General features: G+C 42.9%; 15 protein-coding genes. 11 read left to right on the forward strand and 4 right to left on the reverse strand.

The window, feature by feature from the left end:
- Window positions 1–235: 235 nt before the first annotated feature.
- The 4 genes from DRB05_RS04705 to DRB05_RS04715 form a co-directional block, all read right to left on the reverse strand.
- Complete coding sequence (locus tag DRB05_RS04705) at window positions 236–1,084, reverse strand: DUF3859 domain-containing protein (RefSeq protein ID WP_128725901.1); 849 nt, start codon at window positions 1,082–1,084, stop codon at window positions 236–238.
- Window positions 1,085–1,498: 414 nt separating this feature from the next.
- A complete protein-coding gene (locus DRB05_RS22900) occupies window positions 1,499–1,765 on the reverse strand; it encodes a YbaK/EbsC family protein (protein WP_240036203.1) in 267 nt (88 codons plus the stop codon).
- A complete protein-coding gene (locus tag DRB05_RS22905) occupies window positions 1,675–1,986 on the reverse strand; it encodes a hypothetical protein (protein WP_240036208.1) in 312 nt (103 codons plus the stop codon). Before DRB05_RS22905 ends, DRB05_RS22900 begins: the two co-directional genes overlap by 91 nt.
- Window positions 1,987–2,178: 192 nt before the next feature.
- Window positions 2,179–3,318 carry an EAL domain-containing protein gene (locus DRB05_RS04715; RefSeq protein WP_128725902.1) on the reverse strand — a complete coding sequence of 380 codons (1,140 nt, stop codon included), beginning with the start codon at window positions 3,316–3,318 and terminating at the stop codon, window positions 2,179–2,181.
- A gap of 133 nt (window positions 3,319–3,451) precedes the next feature.
- Here DRB05_RS04715 and DRB05_RS04720 point away from each other — a divergent pair, with 133 nt between their 5' ends.
- The 11 genes from DRB05_RS04720 (at window position 3,452) to dbpA (ending at window position 16,343) form a co-directional block, all read left to right on the forward strand.
- Window positions 3,452–4,759: an AarF/ABC1/UbiB kinase family protein gene (locus DRB05_RS04720; protein ID WP_240036204.1), complete on the forward strand. Its 1,308-nt coding sequence runs from the start codon at window positions 3,452–3,454 to the stop codon at window positions 4,757–4,759.
- A gap of 246 nt (window positions 4,760–5,005) precedes the next feature.
- The gene (locus DRB05_RS04725; RefSeq protein WP_128725903.1) at window positions 5,006–5,680 is read left to right on the forward strand and encodes a response regulator transcription factor; all 675 of its coding nucleotides are present in this window, start codon (window positions 5,006–5,008) and stop codon (window positions 5,678–5,680) included.
- A 103-nt stretch (window positions 5,681–5,783) separates the two neighbouring features.
- Window positions 5,784–7,058 carry a HAMP domain-containing sensor histidine kinase gene (locus tag DRB05_RS04730; protein ID WP_161568671.1) on the forward strand — a complete coding sequence of 425 codons (1,275 nt, stop codon included), beginning with the start codon at window positions 5,784–5,786 and terminating at the stop codon, window positions 7,056–7,058.
- A gap of 127 nt (window positions 7,059–7,185) precedes the next feature.
- Window positions 7,186–8,985, forward strand: a complete 1,800-nt coding sequence (locus DRB05_RS04735) for a DUF1800 family protein (protein WP_128725905.1) — start codon at window positions 7,186–7,188, stop codon at window positions 8,983–8,985.
- Between the two features lie 11 nt (window positions 8,986–8,996).
- Window positions 8,997–10,352 (forward strand): DUF1501 domain-containing protein, encoded by a 1,356-nt coding sequence (locus DRB05_RS04740; RefSeq protein WP_128725906.1) that lies wholly within the window; start codon window positions 8,997–8,999, stop codon window positions 10,350–10,352.
- Window positions 10,353–10,563: 211 nt separating this feature from the next.
- The gene (locus tag DRB05_RS04745; RefSeq protein ID WP_128725907.1) at window positions 10,564–11,985 is read left to right on the forward strand and encodes a DEAD/DEAH box helicase; all 1,422 of its coding nucleotides are present in this window, start codon (window positions 10,564–10,566) and stop codon (window positions 11,983–11,985) included.
- 233 nt (window positions 11,986–12,218) lie between these two features.
- The gene (locus tag DRB05_RS04750) at window positions 12,219–12,860 is read left to right on the forward strand and encodes a CsgG/HfaB family protein (RefSeq protein ID WP_128725977.1); all 642 of its coding nucleotides are present in this window, start codon (window positions 12,219–12,221) and stop codon (window positions 12,858–12,860) included.
- A 12-nt stretch (window positions 12,861–12,872) separates the two neighbouring features.
- A complete protein-coding gene (locus tag DRB05_RS04755; RefSeq protein ID WP_128725908.1) occupies window positions 12,873–13,214 on the forward strand; it encodes a DUF4810 domain-containing protein in 342 nt (113 codons plus the stop codon).
- A 1-nt stretch (window position 13,215) separates the two neighbouring features.
- Window positions 13,216–13,893 (forward strand): DUF799 domain-containing protein, encoded by a 678-nt coding sequence (locus DRB05_RS04760; RefSeq protein WP_128725909.1) that lies wholly within the window; start codon window positions 13,216–13,218, stop codon window positions 13,891–13,893.
- Between the two features lie 152 nt (window positions 13,894–14,045).
- Window positions 14,046–14,855, forward strand: coding sequence for a peptidase S8 (locus DRB05_RS04765; RefSeq protein ID WP_128725910.1), 810 nt, complete (start codon window positions 14,046–14,048; stop codon window positions 14,853–14,855).
- A 99-nt stretch (window positions 14,856–14,954) separates the two neighbouring features.
- Window positions 14,955–16,343 (forward strand): ATP-dependent RNA helicase DbpA, encoded by a 1,389-nt coding sequence (gene dbpA / locus DRB05_RS04770; protein ID WP_128725911.1) that lies wholly within the window; start codon window positions 14,955–14,957, stop codon window positions 16,341–16,343.
- Window positions 16,344–16,463 lie beyond the last annotated feature (120 nt).

A 16,463-nucleotide genomic window follows, 5' to 3' on the forward strand; every position in this document is an offset into this window, starting at 1 on the left:
GAGCAAGCTTTTCAATTCTAAATTTCTAACTATTGTGTTTGCAGAGCGTTGTCGTGCGCGATAACCCAGTTTTAGTAAATAGATGCCCATGAGTACCAGTCCTTTATAAATTGCCTTCAAAACTTGATTATAAAGAACTTCTAGCTTAGACAAACCACCCCAACATACAAGTTGGGATGTGTAATTTGGAAGCTGAGGTGGGTGTCCTCGTTAAACTCTATGAACTAAGTCGGGGTTAATTAAACCGATTTACTTCAATACAGCTATCCATATCTTTTAAATCACAACCTTTATGATAAAACGCATCACGTTTTTCAGGAGTCGTTGCCATTTTTGCTGCTTGGCGGCAGCCTGAAATATCACCAAGTTCACAGCTTTTTGCATAGTATAATGCCGCGCCTTCTTTATCTCGTATACGCTCTAGACCACGCCATGCAAAGTTATAACATGCTTGCGCGTCATTGTTCGTACAACATGCCGTATTTGCTTGCTGCAAAGCACTAGGAAACTTATCAATTTCGACTTGGCAAACTTGAGTCACTTTTTTCGGCATCTTTGGTGGCACACTTACAAAAAAGTTTTTGGTCGCGATTTCTTTGTGTTGGTAGGTAACAGATATAGTCCATTTTCCGTTAACAAGCTCATTCGGATTTTCAAACTTCCACATCGCAAAATTATCACGACCAAAATATAATGTATCTTTCCATGAAGAGGTTGTTTCTGGTTTTCCATTGATCATGATCTCAGGATGCTCAACCGTTACGGTAACTGGTACTTTAACCGCGACATAGCCCTTACTGTTTGGGTTCTCAGTCGTGCTATTTATTAGTTGATTCACTCGATAGCTAAAGCCAAAGAAGTTTCCTAACTCAGCAGGTATGGCAAAGCCTTTTTTGAACTCATACCCTACAAGTTGGTTGTTTTGAAAAAGAGGTTGTGCATGACCTGACTTTTTAATTTCAGCACTGCCAAGCTCTATTGTATTTTTAACTACTTCTGTGCTTTCAGAGTTAGAAGAGGTTTTACAACCGGAAATAAAAATCGCTAATGTCGCCAAAAGGAGGGAAATGATAGTCTTTTTCATAATTTAATCCTTAAAAAATTGGCGCATTCTAAAAGAATTAAAAAGACACAGTCAAGTTATTGTTTTGTAAAAATAAAATTTAAATTAACATCATTACCAATCAAAGAATTCACTTTATTAACTTTAACTTTTATTAAATTTTAAGATTAAATTAATTATTTATAAATTCAATAAAACTAGATTCTTTATAATTTAAAAAGGTAAAAATCTATATTTTTAAATATCTCCTAGTTACCATAGAAGAGCATCTTCCACAGACTCGCAACGTTTCTTCATTTTAATAGATCGAATGCAAGCAACTCAAAGAAAAAGGTCATCAAAAATTCATACCTTTATCGGATCAGCGCAAATAAATATCAAGAAAAGGCGCTTGCATTAATCAGTGGTATATACCCTCATAGCTATTTGTCACGTTTATTTTGCTAAATCTATCCATTGACACTTAGTAAGTTCACTTAACTTCTGCGGATTTAGTTTAAATACGGAATTGGGGGTTCCCGCCGCGGCCCAAATCTCCGCATACCGATTTAAGTCTTCGTCTAATATTGTATGAACTGATGAATGATGAGCGACTGGTGGTACACCGCCTATTACATAACCAACTTTTTCACGTACAAAATCCGCATCAGCTTTGGTAAGTGTAATACCTGTCGCTTTTTTAACTTTGTCAGCGCATACCATGTTAGAACCAGAAGCGACAACGAGTACAGTACTGCTTCACCGGTTTCTCCATGTTTGAATATTAGTGACTTTGCGATTTGAGCAACTGAACATCCGATAGATGCTGCGGCATCTGAAGCTGTACGAGTTGAGCTAGGCATTTCCTGAACTACAAAGTCTTGACCATTTTTGGACAAAAACTCCTGCACTTTCATCGATGCAGGCTTCAATTCCTTTAACATGTATTCGTAACCTCATTAATTAAACCTTAAATATAATACTGTCTAAAAATCACACGGGATTGTAGCAAAGTAAATTGATAAATAGATGCAAGAGAGTTTTTCATCTTAATTATTTTATCTAGATTCCGGCCCCTTTTATGAGTGGAATACTGCTAGGGCTACCTTAATAAACTCCCCGTCCTTCCTTACCTATCACAAGGTATCAAACTTGTGAGCTGCGTTCGATAGGGACTTCACTCCTTGTGTTATTTCGTCTTCGAGGTTGTTGGACAACCGTGCACTTAGTGCCGAAGGTTTTGCAAAATAATAGCCTTGTAAAAAATCAGCCCCTATTTCCCGAAGGACTTTGGCTTCATGTTGGCTTTCGACCCCTTCAGCAATGACTTCGATACCGTTTTCATGAGCAAGCTGAATTAGGTGAGACACAATGCTCCTTTTGTGTTGATTGATATCAATGTGCCTGACAAGATCCATATCTATCTTAATATAATCTGGCCTTAGCTGTGCCAACATATTTAAACTCGACCACCCAGAACCAATATCATCCAGTGCAACACCAAAACCACAACTGCGATAGAATGCTAGGATCCCTCTTAAATGATTTACATCCCGAGCTTGGTGCGTCTCAGTTACCTCAAATACAATGTCTTGAGGTTGAAATCCCAGCTCACTAATTGCTGAGGCTGTCGAACGTAAGCAATATGACGGGTCATAAATGCTTGAGGGGTTGAAATTTATAAATATTTTCGAGTTCAAATTCGCTTTAGCGGCATGCTCTACAGCAGACTTTCGTGCAATCAAATCAACAGAAAAGAGCAATCCGCTCTGCTCGGCTAAATTAAAAACGAGGTTTGGCGGAACCACGTTGTTTTCATCATCGAACAATCTAAATAGCGCTTCATTAGCAAACACATCTAGGTTTCCCGGTTCTGAATATGCTCTCACTATGGGTTGAAACCAGCTTTGATATGTCTCATTTTCTATCGCAGTTTTTATCCACCGCGCTTGATAACGGCGAACGAAAGTTTCAACACTGGCGACTCGACTAATTGCATTGATATCTGGATGGCCTTCTTGTGACATGGTTGTTATTTTAGATTGGCCAAATTCTGGACCAGCTAAACAGCCACCAATGTTGTGTAAAAACGTAGAAAGTCCATTTTTATTCACTTGAACCATAATGCATCTATTTGCAACCAACTCGGGATTTAGTGCCATCTCGGTGCACATTTGCAGCAAGTTTTGTTCTGCATTACCTGTCGGTAGGAAAAACCAAAAGTAAGTTGCCTCAAAAAAGTATGACTCAATTGCTTCACAATCTGCGCACCACATATCACCCTCCGTACTTAATGAATTTTGCTTTTTACGAAATGCCCCAACAGTTCGCTCACAAAGAGTGAACTTAATTATAGAAGATGTCGTATTGTTCGCATGTTAAATAAAATGTATCGCCAAGGGTTTCGGTTTGAAAAACAGTTCACGAAAAGTCCCATCATCAAGGTTGAGCCGCCTTGCTCATTTGGGTGGATTGGCAGGTCAAGTTGCATCAAATATGTTATTTGAAGGCGCAAAGCAGGCGCTTCAAGGGCAACCTGTGAAACGAAACGACCTATTGCTACAGAGCAAAAATATTGATGCAGTTGCGAAGAAGCTGAGTCACTTGCGCGGTGCCGCAATGAAGTTAGGACAGTTACTTTCAATGGATGCTGGAGATCTGCTACCACCGGAACTTGCCATGCTGCTTACTCACCTGCGTGCAGACGCTATGCCAATGCCACATAAGCAACTTATTGGTGTCTTGGAACATGAGTTAGGGCATAACTGGCTCGATAAGTTTAGTCATATTGAACTAAAAAGCTTTGCACAGGCGTCGATTGGGCAAGTGCACAAAGCCATCACCGAGAATGGGCAATCTCTTGCAATCAAAATACAATATCCAGGGGTGGCTAAGAGTATTCACAGTGATGTAGATAATGTCGCGAGCCTAATCAAAATGACGGGGCTACTTCCTAAAGGGATTAATATTGCCCCTTTAATCGAGGAAGCAAAATCGCAGCTTCTCGCGGAGACCAATTACCAATTAGAAGCAAACTATCTACAGCAGTTCGCCAGCGGACTTTCTAAAGACACGCGCTTTAAAGTCCCCGCTGTGTATCAAGCGCTGGGTAGCCAGCACATACTGAGTATGGAGTATGTCTGTGGCGAGCCGCTTGCAGAGGCCGTTGCTTTACCACAATCTGTCCGCAATGACATCATGACCGCATTAATTGAGCTTTTCTTTATCGAAATGTTTGAGCTTAAATTGATACAAACAGATCCTAACTTTGGTAACTATTTATATAACAAAGACACCCACCAAATCGTGTTATTAGATTTTGGCGCAACACGTATTGTTAGCGACGCTGTTAGTGTTGGGTATAAGAACCTGTTACAGGCAGCGACAAAGCAAAACCGTGAAGCTGTTAAACAGGCTGCATGTGACATTGGATATTTTGATACTGATATTGCACCCGAGTACTGTAACGCAGTTATTGAGCTGTTTTTACTTGCAACAACTCCACTTCGGTGTGACGGCCCATTTGATTTTGCTAACAGCCAGCTAAGCAAAGAGATAAGTGAAAAAGGACTGGCCTTAAATAGCCACTCCAACCAGTGGCACACACCACCTGTAGACGCATTATTTATACATCGAAAGCTGGCGGGGTTATATTTAATCGCGGCAAAATTGCAAGCTAAAGTAGACTTAAGCCCATTACAAAAATACCTCACCTAAGCTGTGGGTAACCAAAACAGCTGCTAGCGTCGAAGCTGACTTTATTGGCATTGCATCATGTCTATCACGCTTTCTTTTCTACCAAGTAATGACAAGGCATCACTCCACTATGGACTGCAAGTCCTAAAATCAAAAAACATAGCCAAAAACCTTATTAGAACGAACACAGCCAATCATACAAAATTGTATTCTGAACACTTTGGAAACTGCGTTATGCTATAGCTAAACGACCAAACAAACCGCACAATGAAGATATTGCTTGTAGAAGATGACCACGACACTGCAGAGTTTATTTGTAATGGCTTAAAGCAAGCTGGAGAATCAGTGGATCATACGCAGTGTCCAAAAGATGCAATAATAAAAGCCTCTACCACCTCATTCGATGCCATTATTTTTGATAGGCTATTGCCGTCGATGGATGGCCTAGACGCAGTAAAAATCCTTCGAGCGAGCAATATCTTAACTCCTATCATTATGCTAACGGCATTAAGTGACACCGCAGCACGGGTTGAGGGCTTGGAAGCTGGTGCAGACGACTACTTAGTTAAACCCTTTGCGTTTGTCGAGTTACATGCAAGGCTAAAAGCACTGTATCGTCGCAAACCAGCTGCGCAAACCGTGAATGAATTGCAAGTTGGTTGTGTAAAACTACTCAGAACATCAAGGCAAGTATTTAGAGGTGAAAGCGAGATTGAGCTAATGCCAAAAGAGTATCAGATTTTGGAGTTTTTAATGCTTCACCCTAATCAACTGGTTACCAAAACTATGCTGCTAGAACACGTGTGGGGATTTAGTTTTGACCCCAAAACCAGTTTGGTTCAAACACATGTCAGCCGCTTACGTAACAAATTAGACAAGCCTTTTAACAGTGAAGTTATCAAAACCATTCGTGGCAGCGGCTACTTACTCTCTGAACAATAATATGAAAACAAACACTCAAAAATACCATTTCGTGCTGGCGCTTAAATTTTCTTTTCTATGTTGGATACTAACATGTGGTCTAGCACTTTTAGTATCGCACTTTGTGTCTCAAAGTGAACAGTCCAGACAACAAGCCGAAATGCTTGAACGTGTTGAAGAAGCGGTTGAGCTGTATCACACCGAGGGGTTAGCGTCTTTAGTAGAAGTATTTGAGTTAGAAGAAAATGAAATTTGGACAAAAGAAGAAACGCAGGAGCATTGGCAGGAGGAAGGCTGGCTTGTGGCGTTATACCAAAAAGACGTGACAATCGCTGGTGGCGATTTGGGTTTTGAGCGAGCAAATACTTCAAAGTCGCAGCTACAAACTGAAATAGACGAAGAAACACAACCCATTTTTTATCAGGCACAGCAAATCAACGATGGTCTTTATTTACATCTATGGCAGCGTGTTGACCACGATGTTGTTATTGCCCAGAACGCCAGAACCCAGTTTATTGTGTGGCTAGCGATATTTTGCTGGCTGCCACCTTTGCTCATCTTTGTCCATTTTAGACAAATGCAAGGCAATACCATTGCTAAACTGAGTCAACAGCTCTCTTTAGTGGCTAAAGCACCTGAGCTACATCGCACCATAGCAAAAAGCGATGACCCACAGCTGCTACAATTATGCAGTGTGATCAACACGATGCTCGACGAAATTACCAAACTCCATCACAATATCAAAACAATGTCTGTGGGAGTTGCCCATGACCTTAAAACGCCCCTAACCCGAGTTGCAAACCGATTGCAATCGATGGAGCAAGACATAGATGATCCCGTGCAATTAGCCGTTCACCTTGAAAAGGCCTGTGAAGAATTAGAAAAAATCATCTCGACTTTTAATAATTTAATCCGCTTGAATAGTATTGAATCTGGAAAATATCAACAGGGCTTTAAACAGGTTGACTTATCAACACTGCTTTTAGATCTAACTGATAGCTTCACTCCGGTATTTGAAGACGCAGAAAAAACCTTATCCGTCTCGATATTGCCAAATATAACCTGCTATGGAGATGCTGATTTGCTCGCGCAATTGGTCTGTAACCTGTTAGAAAATGCACTTGAATATACTAATCCAAAGGCGTCTGTGTGGATCAGGCTGCAAAGTCACTCATCTGGCGTGTTACTGCAAATCGGTGATAATGGCCCCGGCATCGCAACATCAGACCAAGCACATATTTTCGAGCGCTTTTATCGTGCCGATACGAGCCGCTCCTCTTCAGGCAATGGGCTGGGGCTTAGCATTGTCAAAGCAATCTGTGACATCCATGAAGCGCAGATTTATTTGCTTGAGGGTCAACCGGGTGCTGTATTTAATATTGAAGTGCCAACTCATTAATCGACTGAGCTAAGCTTTGACTTGGTTAGTTTACAATTTTGTATGATTACGCACGCAAAGTTGTAAAACACCAAAGTCAAAAATCATCCTACACTCATCACTTATCGTTCACTATTTGAGTTAAGTTATGAGAACAATCATTAAATACTTTTCAGTTTGGTGTGTGTTAACCCTAACAGCGACAGGCTGTGGTGGTGGCAGTGCGCAAGAAACTGAAGTCGCACCAACTAATCAGCATGCCACTGATAACACAGAAATTACCGAACCATCGCAACCTATTGCAATGGATAATGTGTTTGCAACACCACAAAGTACGGCCTCGTTTTTACACCAAACGACTTTTGGCGCTACACCACAACAGCTCAACACACTTGTCGGCACATCTGCCTCCAAGTGGTTCATCGACCAAATAGCACTAAAACCAAGCTTGAAAATGAGCTCAGTTGCAAAATATACCCCCGAAGATGGCGGTTTTAATACGCTCTTCGTAGAGTCAACAAGTATTGGGTTTTGGCAAGATGCCATCACTGGCGAAGATCAGCTGCGTCAGCGAGTAGCTTTTGCTTTATCTGAGATTTTGGTGGTTTCTAATGCCGGTGGTGACGAACTCACTGACATCCCAGCAGCAGTAGCACGATTTCAAGATATACTCATCGAACACGCCTTTGGCAATTATCGAGAGCTGATTGAGGCAGTGACTTATTCACCCGCGATGGGAACTTACTTAACATATTTAGGAAATCAAAAGGGAGACGAGCAAACAGGCAGGATGCCTGATGAGAATTATGCTCGGGAGATCTTACAGCTCTTCACTTTGGGTCTTGTTGAGTTAAACCCAGACGGTAGCGAGAAACGCGATAGCAATGACCAAGCCATTGAGTTGTATACCAATAAAGATATTACTGGCCTTGCCCGTGTTTTTACTGGGTTAGTGCTTGATGAGTCAGGCGCCGAACAAGCCGCTCAAGAGGAGTACGCGCTACCTATGGTCGCAGATCCTGAACTACACTCGACTAAAGCCAAATCCTTTTTAGGCTACACCATAGCCGCTGGCACCGATGTCAACCAATCAATCACGCTCGCATTAGATCATATCTTTTCGCATTCTAATGTTGGCCCATTTGTGGTTAAACAGTTAATCCAACGTTTAGTAACATCAAACCCTTCACCTAGCTATGTTGCTAGGGCAGTAGAAAGCTTTGATTCTGGTAGCTACGTATTGCCCGATGGTACCAAAGTGGGTGCTAACCAACGGGGCGACTTAACCGCAACGATTGCTGCAATTATCTTTGATAAAGAAGCAAGAAGCGAGAAAACAGCGCGCAGTGGCAAGTTAAGAGAGCCAATATTACGATTTACGCAGTGGGCGCGAGCCTTTGAGGTAAAAAATATTACACCCGAGTATCAAGAGCCACTATGGGATACTCGTTCAGCAAACGCGTTAAATCAACACCCCTATCGTTCAAGTAGCGTATTTAACTTTTTTCGCCCGGGTTACAGTGCACCAGGAACGCTAATATCGCAAAATCAACTAGTTGCACCTGAATTCCAAATTACCAACGCCTCGTCAATTCCGGGTTATATTAACTTTATGACCTATTATATTTTTGGCTATCAACAAGATGTTGATGTAGCTGATTTACAAGCAGATTATGACGCCGAAAATATACCGCTTGATGCTCGTCAAGCTGTATATAGCTTCCTTGCAGACTATGAATACGAACTCACTTTGGCAGATGACCCAAAAGCGCTATTGGCTCATTTAAACCTACTCCTAAGCGCAGATCAGCTCACTGAGCATACAGTGAATAAGATCATCCAAATTCTTGAGACACTACCAATGGAGGAACCACAAGATAGCCTTATTCGAGTGCAATGGGCGATTTTACTCGTGATGACCTCAGCAGATTATTTGATTCAAAAATAGGACTAGACAAGATGAAAAGACGTGATTTTTTGAAACTAAGCGGTGCGACCATGATGTCAACGTCCTTGCTTTCGTTGAGTCAAGCCGTTGCGGCAGCAGAACAAGGTGAAGATTACAAAGCCCTTGTTTGCGTATTTTTATACGGTGGAATGGACTGCCATGACACGATTATTCCTCTGGATGACAGTAACTATCAACAGTGGGCAAAACACAGATCCTCACTACTCAGTGCTTACCCTACGCCAAGAACACCACAAAATTTGCACGCCCTCAGTACTCCCTCTCGATTTAATCAACGCAAATTTGCCTTACCTCCAGAAATGGCAGGCCTTGCGAAACTCTACGGTCAAGGGCAACTGTCTGTTATTGGCAATGTTGGACCATTACTTGAACCTGTTAATGCCTCGCACCTGGAACAAGTCACGGCAAGCGTGCCTCCCCGACTGTTTTCTCATAATGATCAGCAGTCAACTTGGATGTCTGGTAAAACAGAGGGAGCACAATTTGGTTGGGGAGGGTTAATTAATGATGCGCTTATCAATACAGGAAAAACGCAGCAGACACCTTTTAATGCCATTACCACAGCCGAGGCTGATCTGTGGTTAACCGGCAGTAATACCTTTCCATACCATGTGAGTGATGGCAAAGCTGGCATAATAGAAATCTTAGAAGAGTTCGACAACAACCAAGCACTCGCTGACTACTTTGCGGGCAAAGAAAGCAATAGTAGCAATAACATACTTCAGCAAGACCTAGATACGCTTACTCGCAGCGCCATGGCGGCAAATTCGCAATACAATGACGCCATTGCCAATACAAGTTTTACTCTACCACAGTTTCCTACCACACCATTGGCACAACAGCTGAAGAATGTTTGCCAAAGTATTGCAACAAGGCAGCAACTCAACACCAAACGACAAGTGTATATTGTGGGCATGGGTGGATTTGATACTCACTCAGGTCAAGCTCAGAGCTTACCTAAACTGCAATCAGCGCTTGATGGCGCACTTGTGGCGTTTAATACGGCAATTGCCAGCTTAGGGTTAGAGAAGCAAGTAACTTTATTTACTGCATCTGATTTTGGTCGCACCCTTGCTGTCAATGGTGATGGTACCGATCATGGCTGGGGCGCCCATCACTTTATTATGGGTGGTGCAGTCCATGGTGGCACTATTTTTGGTGATATCCCTCCTCCAGAATTAAACCATGCCTTTGATGCTGGTAGCGGAAGGCTCATTCCCACCACAGCTGTTGACCAACTGGCTGCGAGCCTTGGTAGCTGGATGGGGGTAGACGACAATACACTGCTGCAGATTTTCCCAAACCTTAAAAACTTCTCTGGTAAACTCAGTTTATTCAAAGCATAGATTTCTATTCGAAATTAAGCACACAAGGATGTGCTGCTATACTCGAGAACGCTATCACTGATATGGGCGCAAAGATCAGCGTATTTTTAAACCCCATTAATCTATTACACATAGCAGAGGACGACTTAACAGTAATTTAGGCGGTGGCAAAATTGCGTAACTGGTGTAAATACTGTACTCTTGCCCGCCGCCTACTACAGAGTAACAAATCATGAGCTTTAGCCACCTAGGTTTAGCCCCAGAAATAAATCAAGCCGTTGTCGAACAAGGTTACGACAAACCGACGCCCATTCAAGAGCAAGCCATTCCTGCTATTTTAAAAGGCAGAGACGTGATGGCTGCGGCTCAAACGGGAACGGGCAAAACTGCGGGCTTTACATTACCTTTGTTGCAAAAGCTGATTGCCGGCACTAAGCCTCGTGCGAATAACGTGCGCGCGTTGATTCTAACGCCAACCAGAGAGCTTGCTGATCAAGTATGGCAAAGTGTTGAACTCTACAGCAAACACCTTCCTATCAGCTCTGAAGTCGTTTACGGCGGTGTGAAGATCAACCCGCAAATGATGAAGCTGCGTAAAGGCATTGATGTTTTAGTGGCAACACCTGGGCGATTACTCGACCTTTACCAGCAAAACGCTGTCAAATTTGATGACCTTGAAGTACTGGTACTGGATGAAGCCGATCGTATGCTAGACATGGGCTTTATTCACGATATCAAACGCATCATCAAAGTATTGCCAAGCCGCAGACAAAATTTGATGTTCTCTGCAACTTTCTCCGAAGAAATTAGAGCTTTGGCGAAAGGATTAATTCATGATCCAGTAGAGATTTCTGTAGCACCGGCAAATAGCACCGCCAAAAGTGTTACTCAGTGGGTGTATCCAGTAGATAAAAGTAAGCGCACCAACTTACTCAAGCATTTAGTTCAAACGCATGACTGGCAACAAGTGCTGGTATTTACCCGCACCAAACACGGTGCCAACCGCTTAGTTAAGGATCTAGAAAAAGCCAAGATCAATGCCGCAGCAATCCATGGTAATAAAAGCCAAAGCGCTCGCATGAAAGCCCTTGCTGGTTTTAAAAATGGTGAAGTACGTGTGCTTGTTGCCACTGATATTGTGGCGAGGGGCTTGGATATTCAAGAGCTGCCCCATGTCGTGAACTTTGACCTGCCAAATGTTTACGAAGATTATGTTCACCGTATCGGCAGAACTGGCCGCGCTGGTGCAACGGGTGAAGCTATCTCATTTGTTACCCAAGAGACCGCAAGCGATTTATTTGGTATTGAGCGATTAATTCAACAGTTGGTGCCGCGTAAAGTGGAACCTGGGTTTGAACCGCAACTTGCCGTACCTGAGTCAAAACTAGATACGCGCCCAATCAAGCCGAAAAAGCCAAAGAAACCGAAAAAGCCAAAGGCAACAGACGCTGAACAAGCAACTTCCGCTCAGCCGAAAAACAAACCTAAGCAAAATTCAGGTCCTCGCAACAATAAGCCGAGTGGCAACGGTAAACCTGCTGGTAATAACAATGGCAACCGCAGACGTCGCCCATCACAGTCTACCAATAAGCCAAGTTCTTCAGCCCCAAGAAGAAGTAAGCCAACTCAGCGAAGCCCATCAAGTAGTAAATAAAACACACAAAAAAGCCCTACATATAAGTGTGGGGCTTCTATTTTCAATCAAATTAATTAGCCGACTATTTTTTATTGAAATAATCAAAAGAATCATGTAAAAACCCTCCGCGAACAAATGTAAAAAAGTGTTCAAACAAGTCATTCTTCTCATTCAATGGAAGCATAATAACAACGACTAAATAGGGATTTAGTGTGATCAATCAAAAATATCACCCAGCTAAAACATTTGCTTTGGTATTGGGCACTGCTGCTTTTTTAAATGGTTGTGCCACAACTACATCAAGGGTTGTAGAAACACCAAAAGTAGCAAGCTACAACACCCAGTATACTGGAGAAAAGAGCAAATTAGTGGTCGGTAACTTCGTCAACCGTTCAAGTTTTCAAAATGGTATCTTTTCTACAGGTGATGACAAACTTGGGAGCCAAGCAAAAACTACGTTGATGAGCCACCTGCAACAAACAAATCGCTTTAGAGTGCTTGATAGAGCCAATCTAGAAATGCTCGCACAAGAAGCTGCGCACACAGGAACAAAACAGTCTATTACTGGCGCAAAATATGTGGTGACAGGCGATGTCACCGAATTTGGTCGCAAAGCCATAGGCGATAAACAGCTATTTGGCCTATTGGGGAAAGGTAAATCGCAAATTGCTTACGCAAAAGTAACCCTTAATATTGTGGATGTAACCACATCAGAGGTTGTTTACTCAGTGCAAGGGGCTGGTGAATATAGCTTGTCTGAGCGTGAGGTTATCGGCTTTGGTAGCACAGCGAGCTATGATTCGACTCTAAATGGTAAAGTACTAGACTTGGCGATTCGTGAAGTCGTTAATAAGTTAGTCAATGGACTTGAATCTGGCGCTTGGGCGAACTAGGGATTAACGAAAATGAAAAAATATATTTTAGCGTTGTTGGCTTCACTCGTACTTGCAGGTTGTAAAACCACTGAGCCACTTTATTACCACGGAGAATACAGCAAAGCCGTATATAGCTACTTTAAAGCAGAAGATGTGACTCTTGAAGAGCAAATCAGCATATTACAAGAAATCATTCAAACCGCCGAGGCTAAAAGTAAAACAGTTGCACCTGGCGTTCATGCTCACTTAGGCATGTTGTATTTTGAAACAGGGAATGCCCAACTTGGTAAACAACATTTTGAAACTGAAATGGTGCTGTTTCCAGAGTCTGAGCACTACATCTCGTTTTTACTAAAGTCTGCAGGAGTATAATATGCGCCAGACCACACTGACACTACTGCTTTTAGCACTGACATTGATCACAGGTTGTGTGAGCACTCCTGAAGGGCATGACTACTCTGCATTTAGAACAGCGGATCCACATTCTATTATCGTGCTACCACCAATCAATAACACACCCGAGGTAATTGCGCCTTACAGTTTGATGTCTCAAATTTATCATCCGATTGCAGAGTCGGGATACTATGTTTTTCCAGCGGCAGTTGTTGAGCAGACATTTAAAAATAATGGTCTCACCGTTGCCAGCGATACCCATGCAGTTCCGGTAACTAAACTTCATGAAATCTTTGGCGCTGATGCTGCGCTCTACATTACCATTGAAGAATATGGTACAAGCTACGTTGTGGTATCGAGTGAAACGGTTGTGACAGCTTCCGCAACGCTTGTTGATCTAAAGAGCGGTAAAGTGCTTTGGCAAGATAAAGCATCAGCATCTTCGGCAGAAACTCGAGGTAACAATGGTGGTGGATTAGTGGGCATGCTAGTGGAAGCTGCACTCAACCAAGTGCTAGAAAGCGTCACGGACAGAGGGTTTGATATCGCGGCTATTGCCTCCAGCCGTTTACTATCGTCAGAAGTCCACAATGGCTTACTTCACGGACCGCGTTCGCCTAAATATGGTCAACCTGCTGTCAGCGAAAAAACCAAATAGCCTGATTATAAATGCGCTGCTCTTTGCTATGTTGCAGCGCTTTTCTTGTACTAAACAAAGCGTGTAAGCGAGTGTAATAGAATATAACGCACTACCTCCTAAGCTAATAGAGCCGATACATCTTGCGGCATCAACATTAAAGGAGCTAGGCTATGAATAAGTTCAAGTTACTACTATTGACTGCATGCAGCAGTACATTTCTAGCGCATGCCGGTACGCAATATTTGACCCAACCTGCAAGCAATATCACCCAAACATCTGCGCAATTAAATGGTTATTCCTCTTCAACTATCGGCCTAAGTGGCGAGATTTTTGATTATGGCACCACCACAAGTTACGGCAGTAGTATCTTTGCGACACCACCTGGAGTAAATGGCCCCGTAAGTGCTCAGATTTCGAACCTAAGCTGTGGGACTGAATACCATTTCCGCTTCCGTGGAGATCCAAAACCACCACGTACCACAATCCAAGGGGAAGATCTCACTTTTACTACGTTGCCTTGTGGCCCAACCAACTATGCTAATGTGTCGTTCGAAACTGGCGGACAATATTACTTTGTGGCTGAAGGTAACGGCGGCAGCACGGTCAATGCAAACCGATTAGCCATAGGTCCTTGGGAGCAATTTACCCTTGTAGATATTAATGGCGGAGACCTTAATAGCGGTGATGAAGTTCATATTCAGACTACATCTGGCTACTACTTTGTTGCCGAACAAGGTGGTGGAGGTGAACTAAATGCCAATAGAACCGCGGCCTCTATCTGGGAAACGTTCACGATTGAACTGCCAAATAGTCCCGGTGCGCTCATCCAAAACGGTGATAAAATAGCGCTCAAATCTGTCAACGGCTACTATGTACAAGCTGTTGGTAATGGTGGCTCGGGCGCAAATGCTGAGCCGACGGTTATTGGCTGTAATGCGACCTACCCTTGCTCATGGGAAATGTTCAAAATCATTTTTTAACGCACTTGTCCGTGGTAAAAAATTTTATCACGGCCTTACACGCGCTATCCGTTGGAGCCATGTTATAATTGCTGTTTTAGAACTACAGAGACAGCGACTTTGACTCAGCCACTTTTTTCAAGTACCCCACTTTCCAGCGCCTTACTTGATAACCTCACTTCGTTGGGTTATCACACCATGACTGACATTCAAGCACAAACCTTACCGCTTATATTGGCAGGTAAAGATGTTATTGGCCAAGGTAAAACAGGCTCAGGTAAAACCGCCGCTTTCTCTTTAGGACTATTACATAATTTAAACGTGAAACGCTTTCGTGTGCAGGCGCTCGTGGTATGTCCTACTCGAGAGCTTGCCGATCAGGTTGCGGTTGAAATTCGCAAGCTTGCCCGTGCAATCCATAACATCAAAGTATTGGCGCTGTGCGGCGGTGCTCCTATGGGGCCGCAAATTGGTTCTCTTGAACACGGCGCGCACATCATTGTGGGTACGCCAGGACGTATTGAAGAGCATCTGCGCAAAGGCCGTTTGTCGCTAGATGAAGTCAATACCTTTGTATTAGACGAAGCAGATCGAATGCTGGAGATGGGTTTTGAAGAGTCATTACAATGTATCATTGACCACTGCCCTAAAACACGACAAAACCTACTTTTTAGCGCAACTTACCCGCCAAAAATAGAGCAGCTTGCGCAGCATATCATGAAAGATGTAGCCAAAATCACGGTTGAATCAACCCACGATGATAGCTCAATTGAACAGTACTTTTATGAAGTCGACAATAACGACGCGAGACTGCCAGCAGTACAAAAACTGTTAATGCAATTTCAACCTAATTCTGCGGTTATCTTCTGCAACACCAAGGCAGAATGCCAGAACGTATGTGACTGCCTATATAGTTTAGGTTTTGATGCAGCAGCACTTCACGGTGATTTAGAGCAAAAAGATCGTGACCGCACATTAGTTCGCTTTGCGAATAAGAGCGTCACCATTTTATTGGCAACGGATGTCGCCGCACGAGGTATCGACGTCGATCACGTCGATATGGTGATCAACTACCATATCGCCCATGACCCAGAAGTACATGTTCACCGCGTTGGCAGAACTGGACGTGCAGGCAATAAAGGGGTGGCGTGCTCTTTGATGAGCTATAAGGAATCACATAAAGTAAACGCCCTCGAAGACTATTTAGGCAAAACCATTGAACCCAATACCTTGCCAAGCGATCAAGTATTAAATAACAAAATTAATCGAGCACCGATGGTAACCATTCAAATCGACGGCGGTAAGAAGGCAAAATTAAGACCGGGTGATATCTTAGGTGCACTGACCTCAAATCAAGCGTTAAAAGGTGATCAAATCGGTAAAATCAAAGTCACTGCGATGTCATCGTACGTTGCGGTTGAGCGCAGTGTTGCCAACGTAGCGCTTAAAACAATTTCAGAAGGGAAAATGAAAGGCCGTAACTTTAGAGCTCGCAAAGTAACAAAATAACAGATAGCTTTGCTTTTCCTACGGTGGTCAACTTTTCCCTGACCACCGCAATTTTTAGATTAACTCAGCAATTTCTCGCCTATTTATAACTTATTTCACACTACAGGGGTTTAAATCTGC

Source organism: Pseudoalteromonas sp. A757 (assembly GCF_004103285.1).
Classification (GTDB): domain Bacteria; phylum Pseudomonadota; class Gammaproteobacteria; order Enterobacterales; family Alteromonadaceae; genus Pseudoalteromonas; species Pseudoalteromonas galatheae.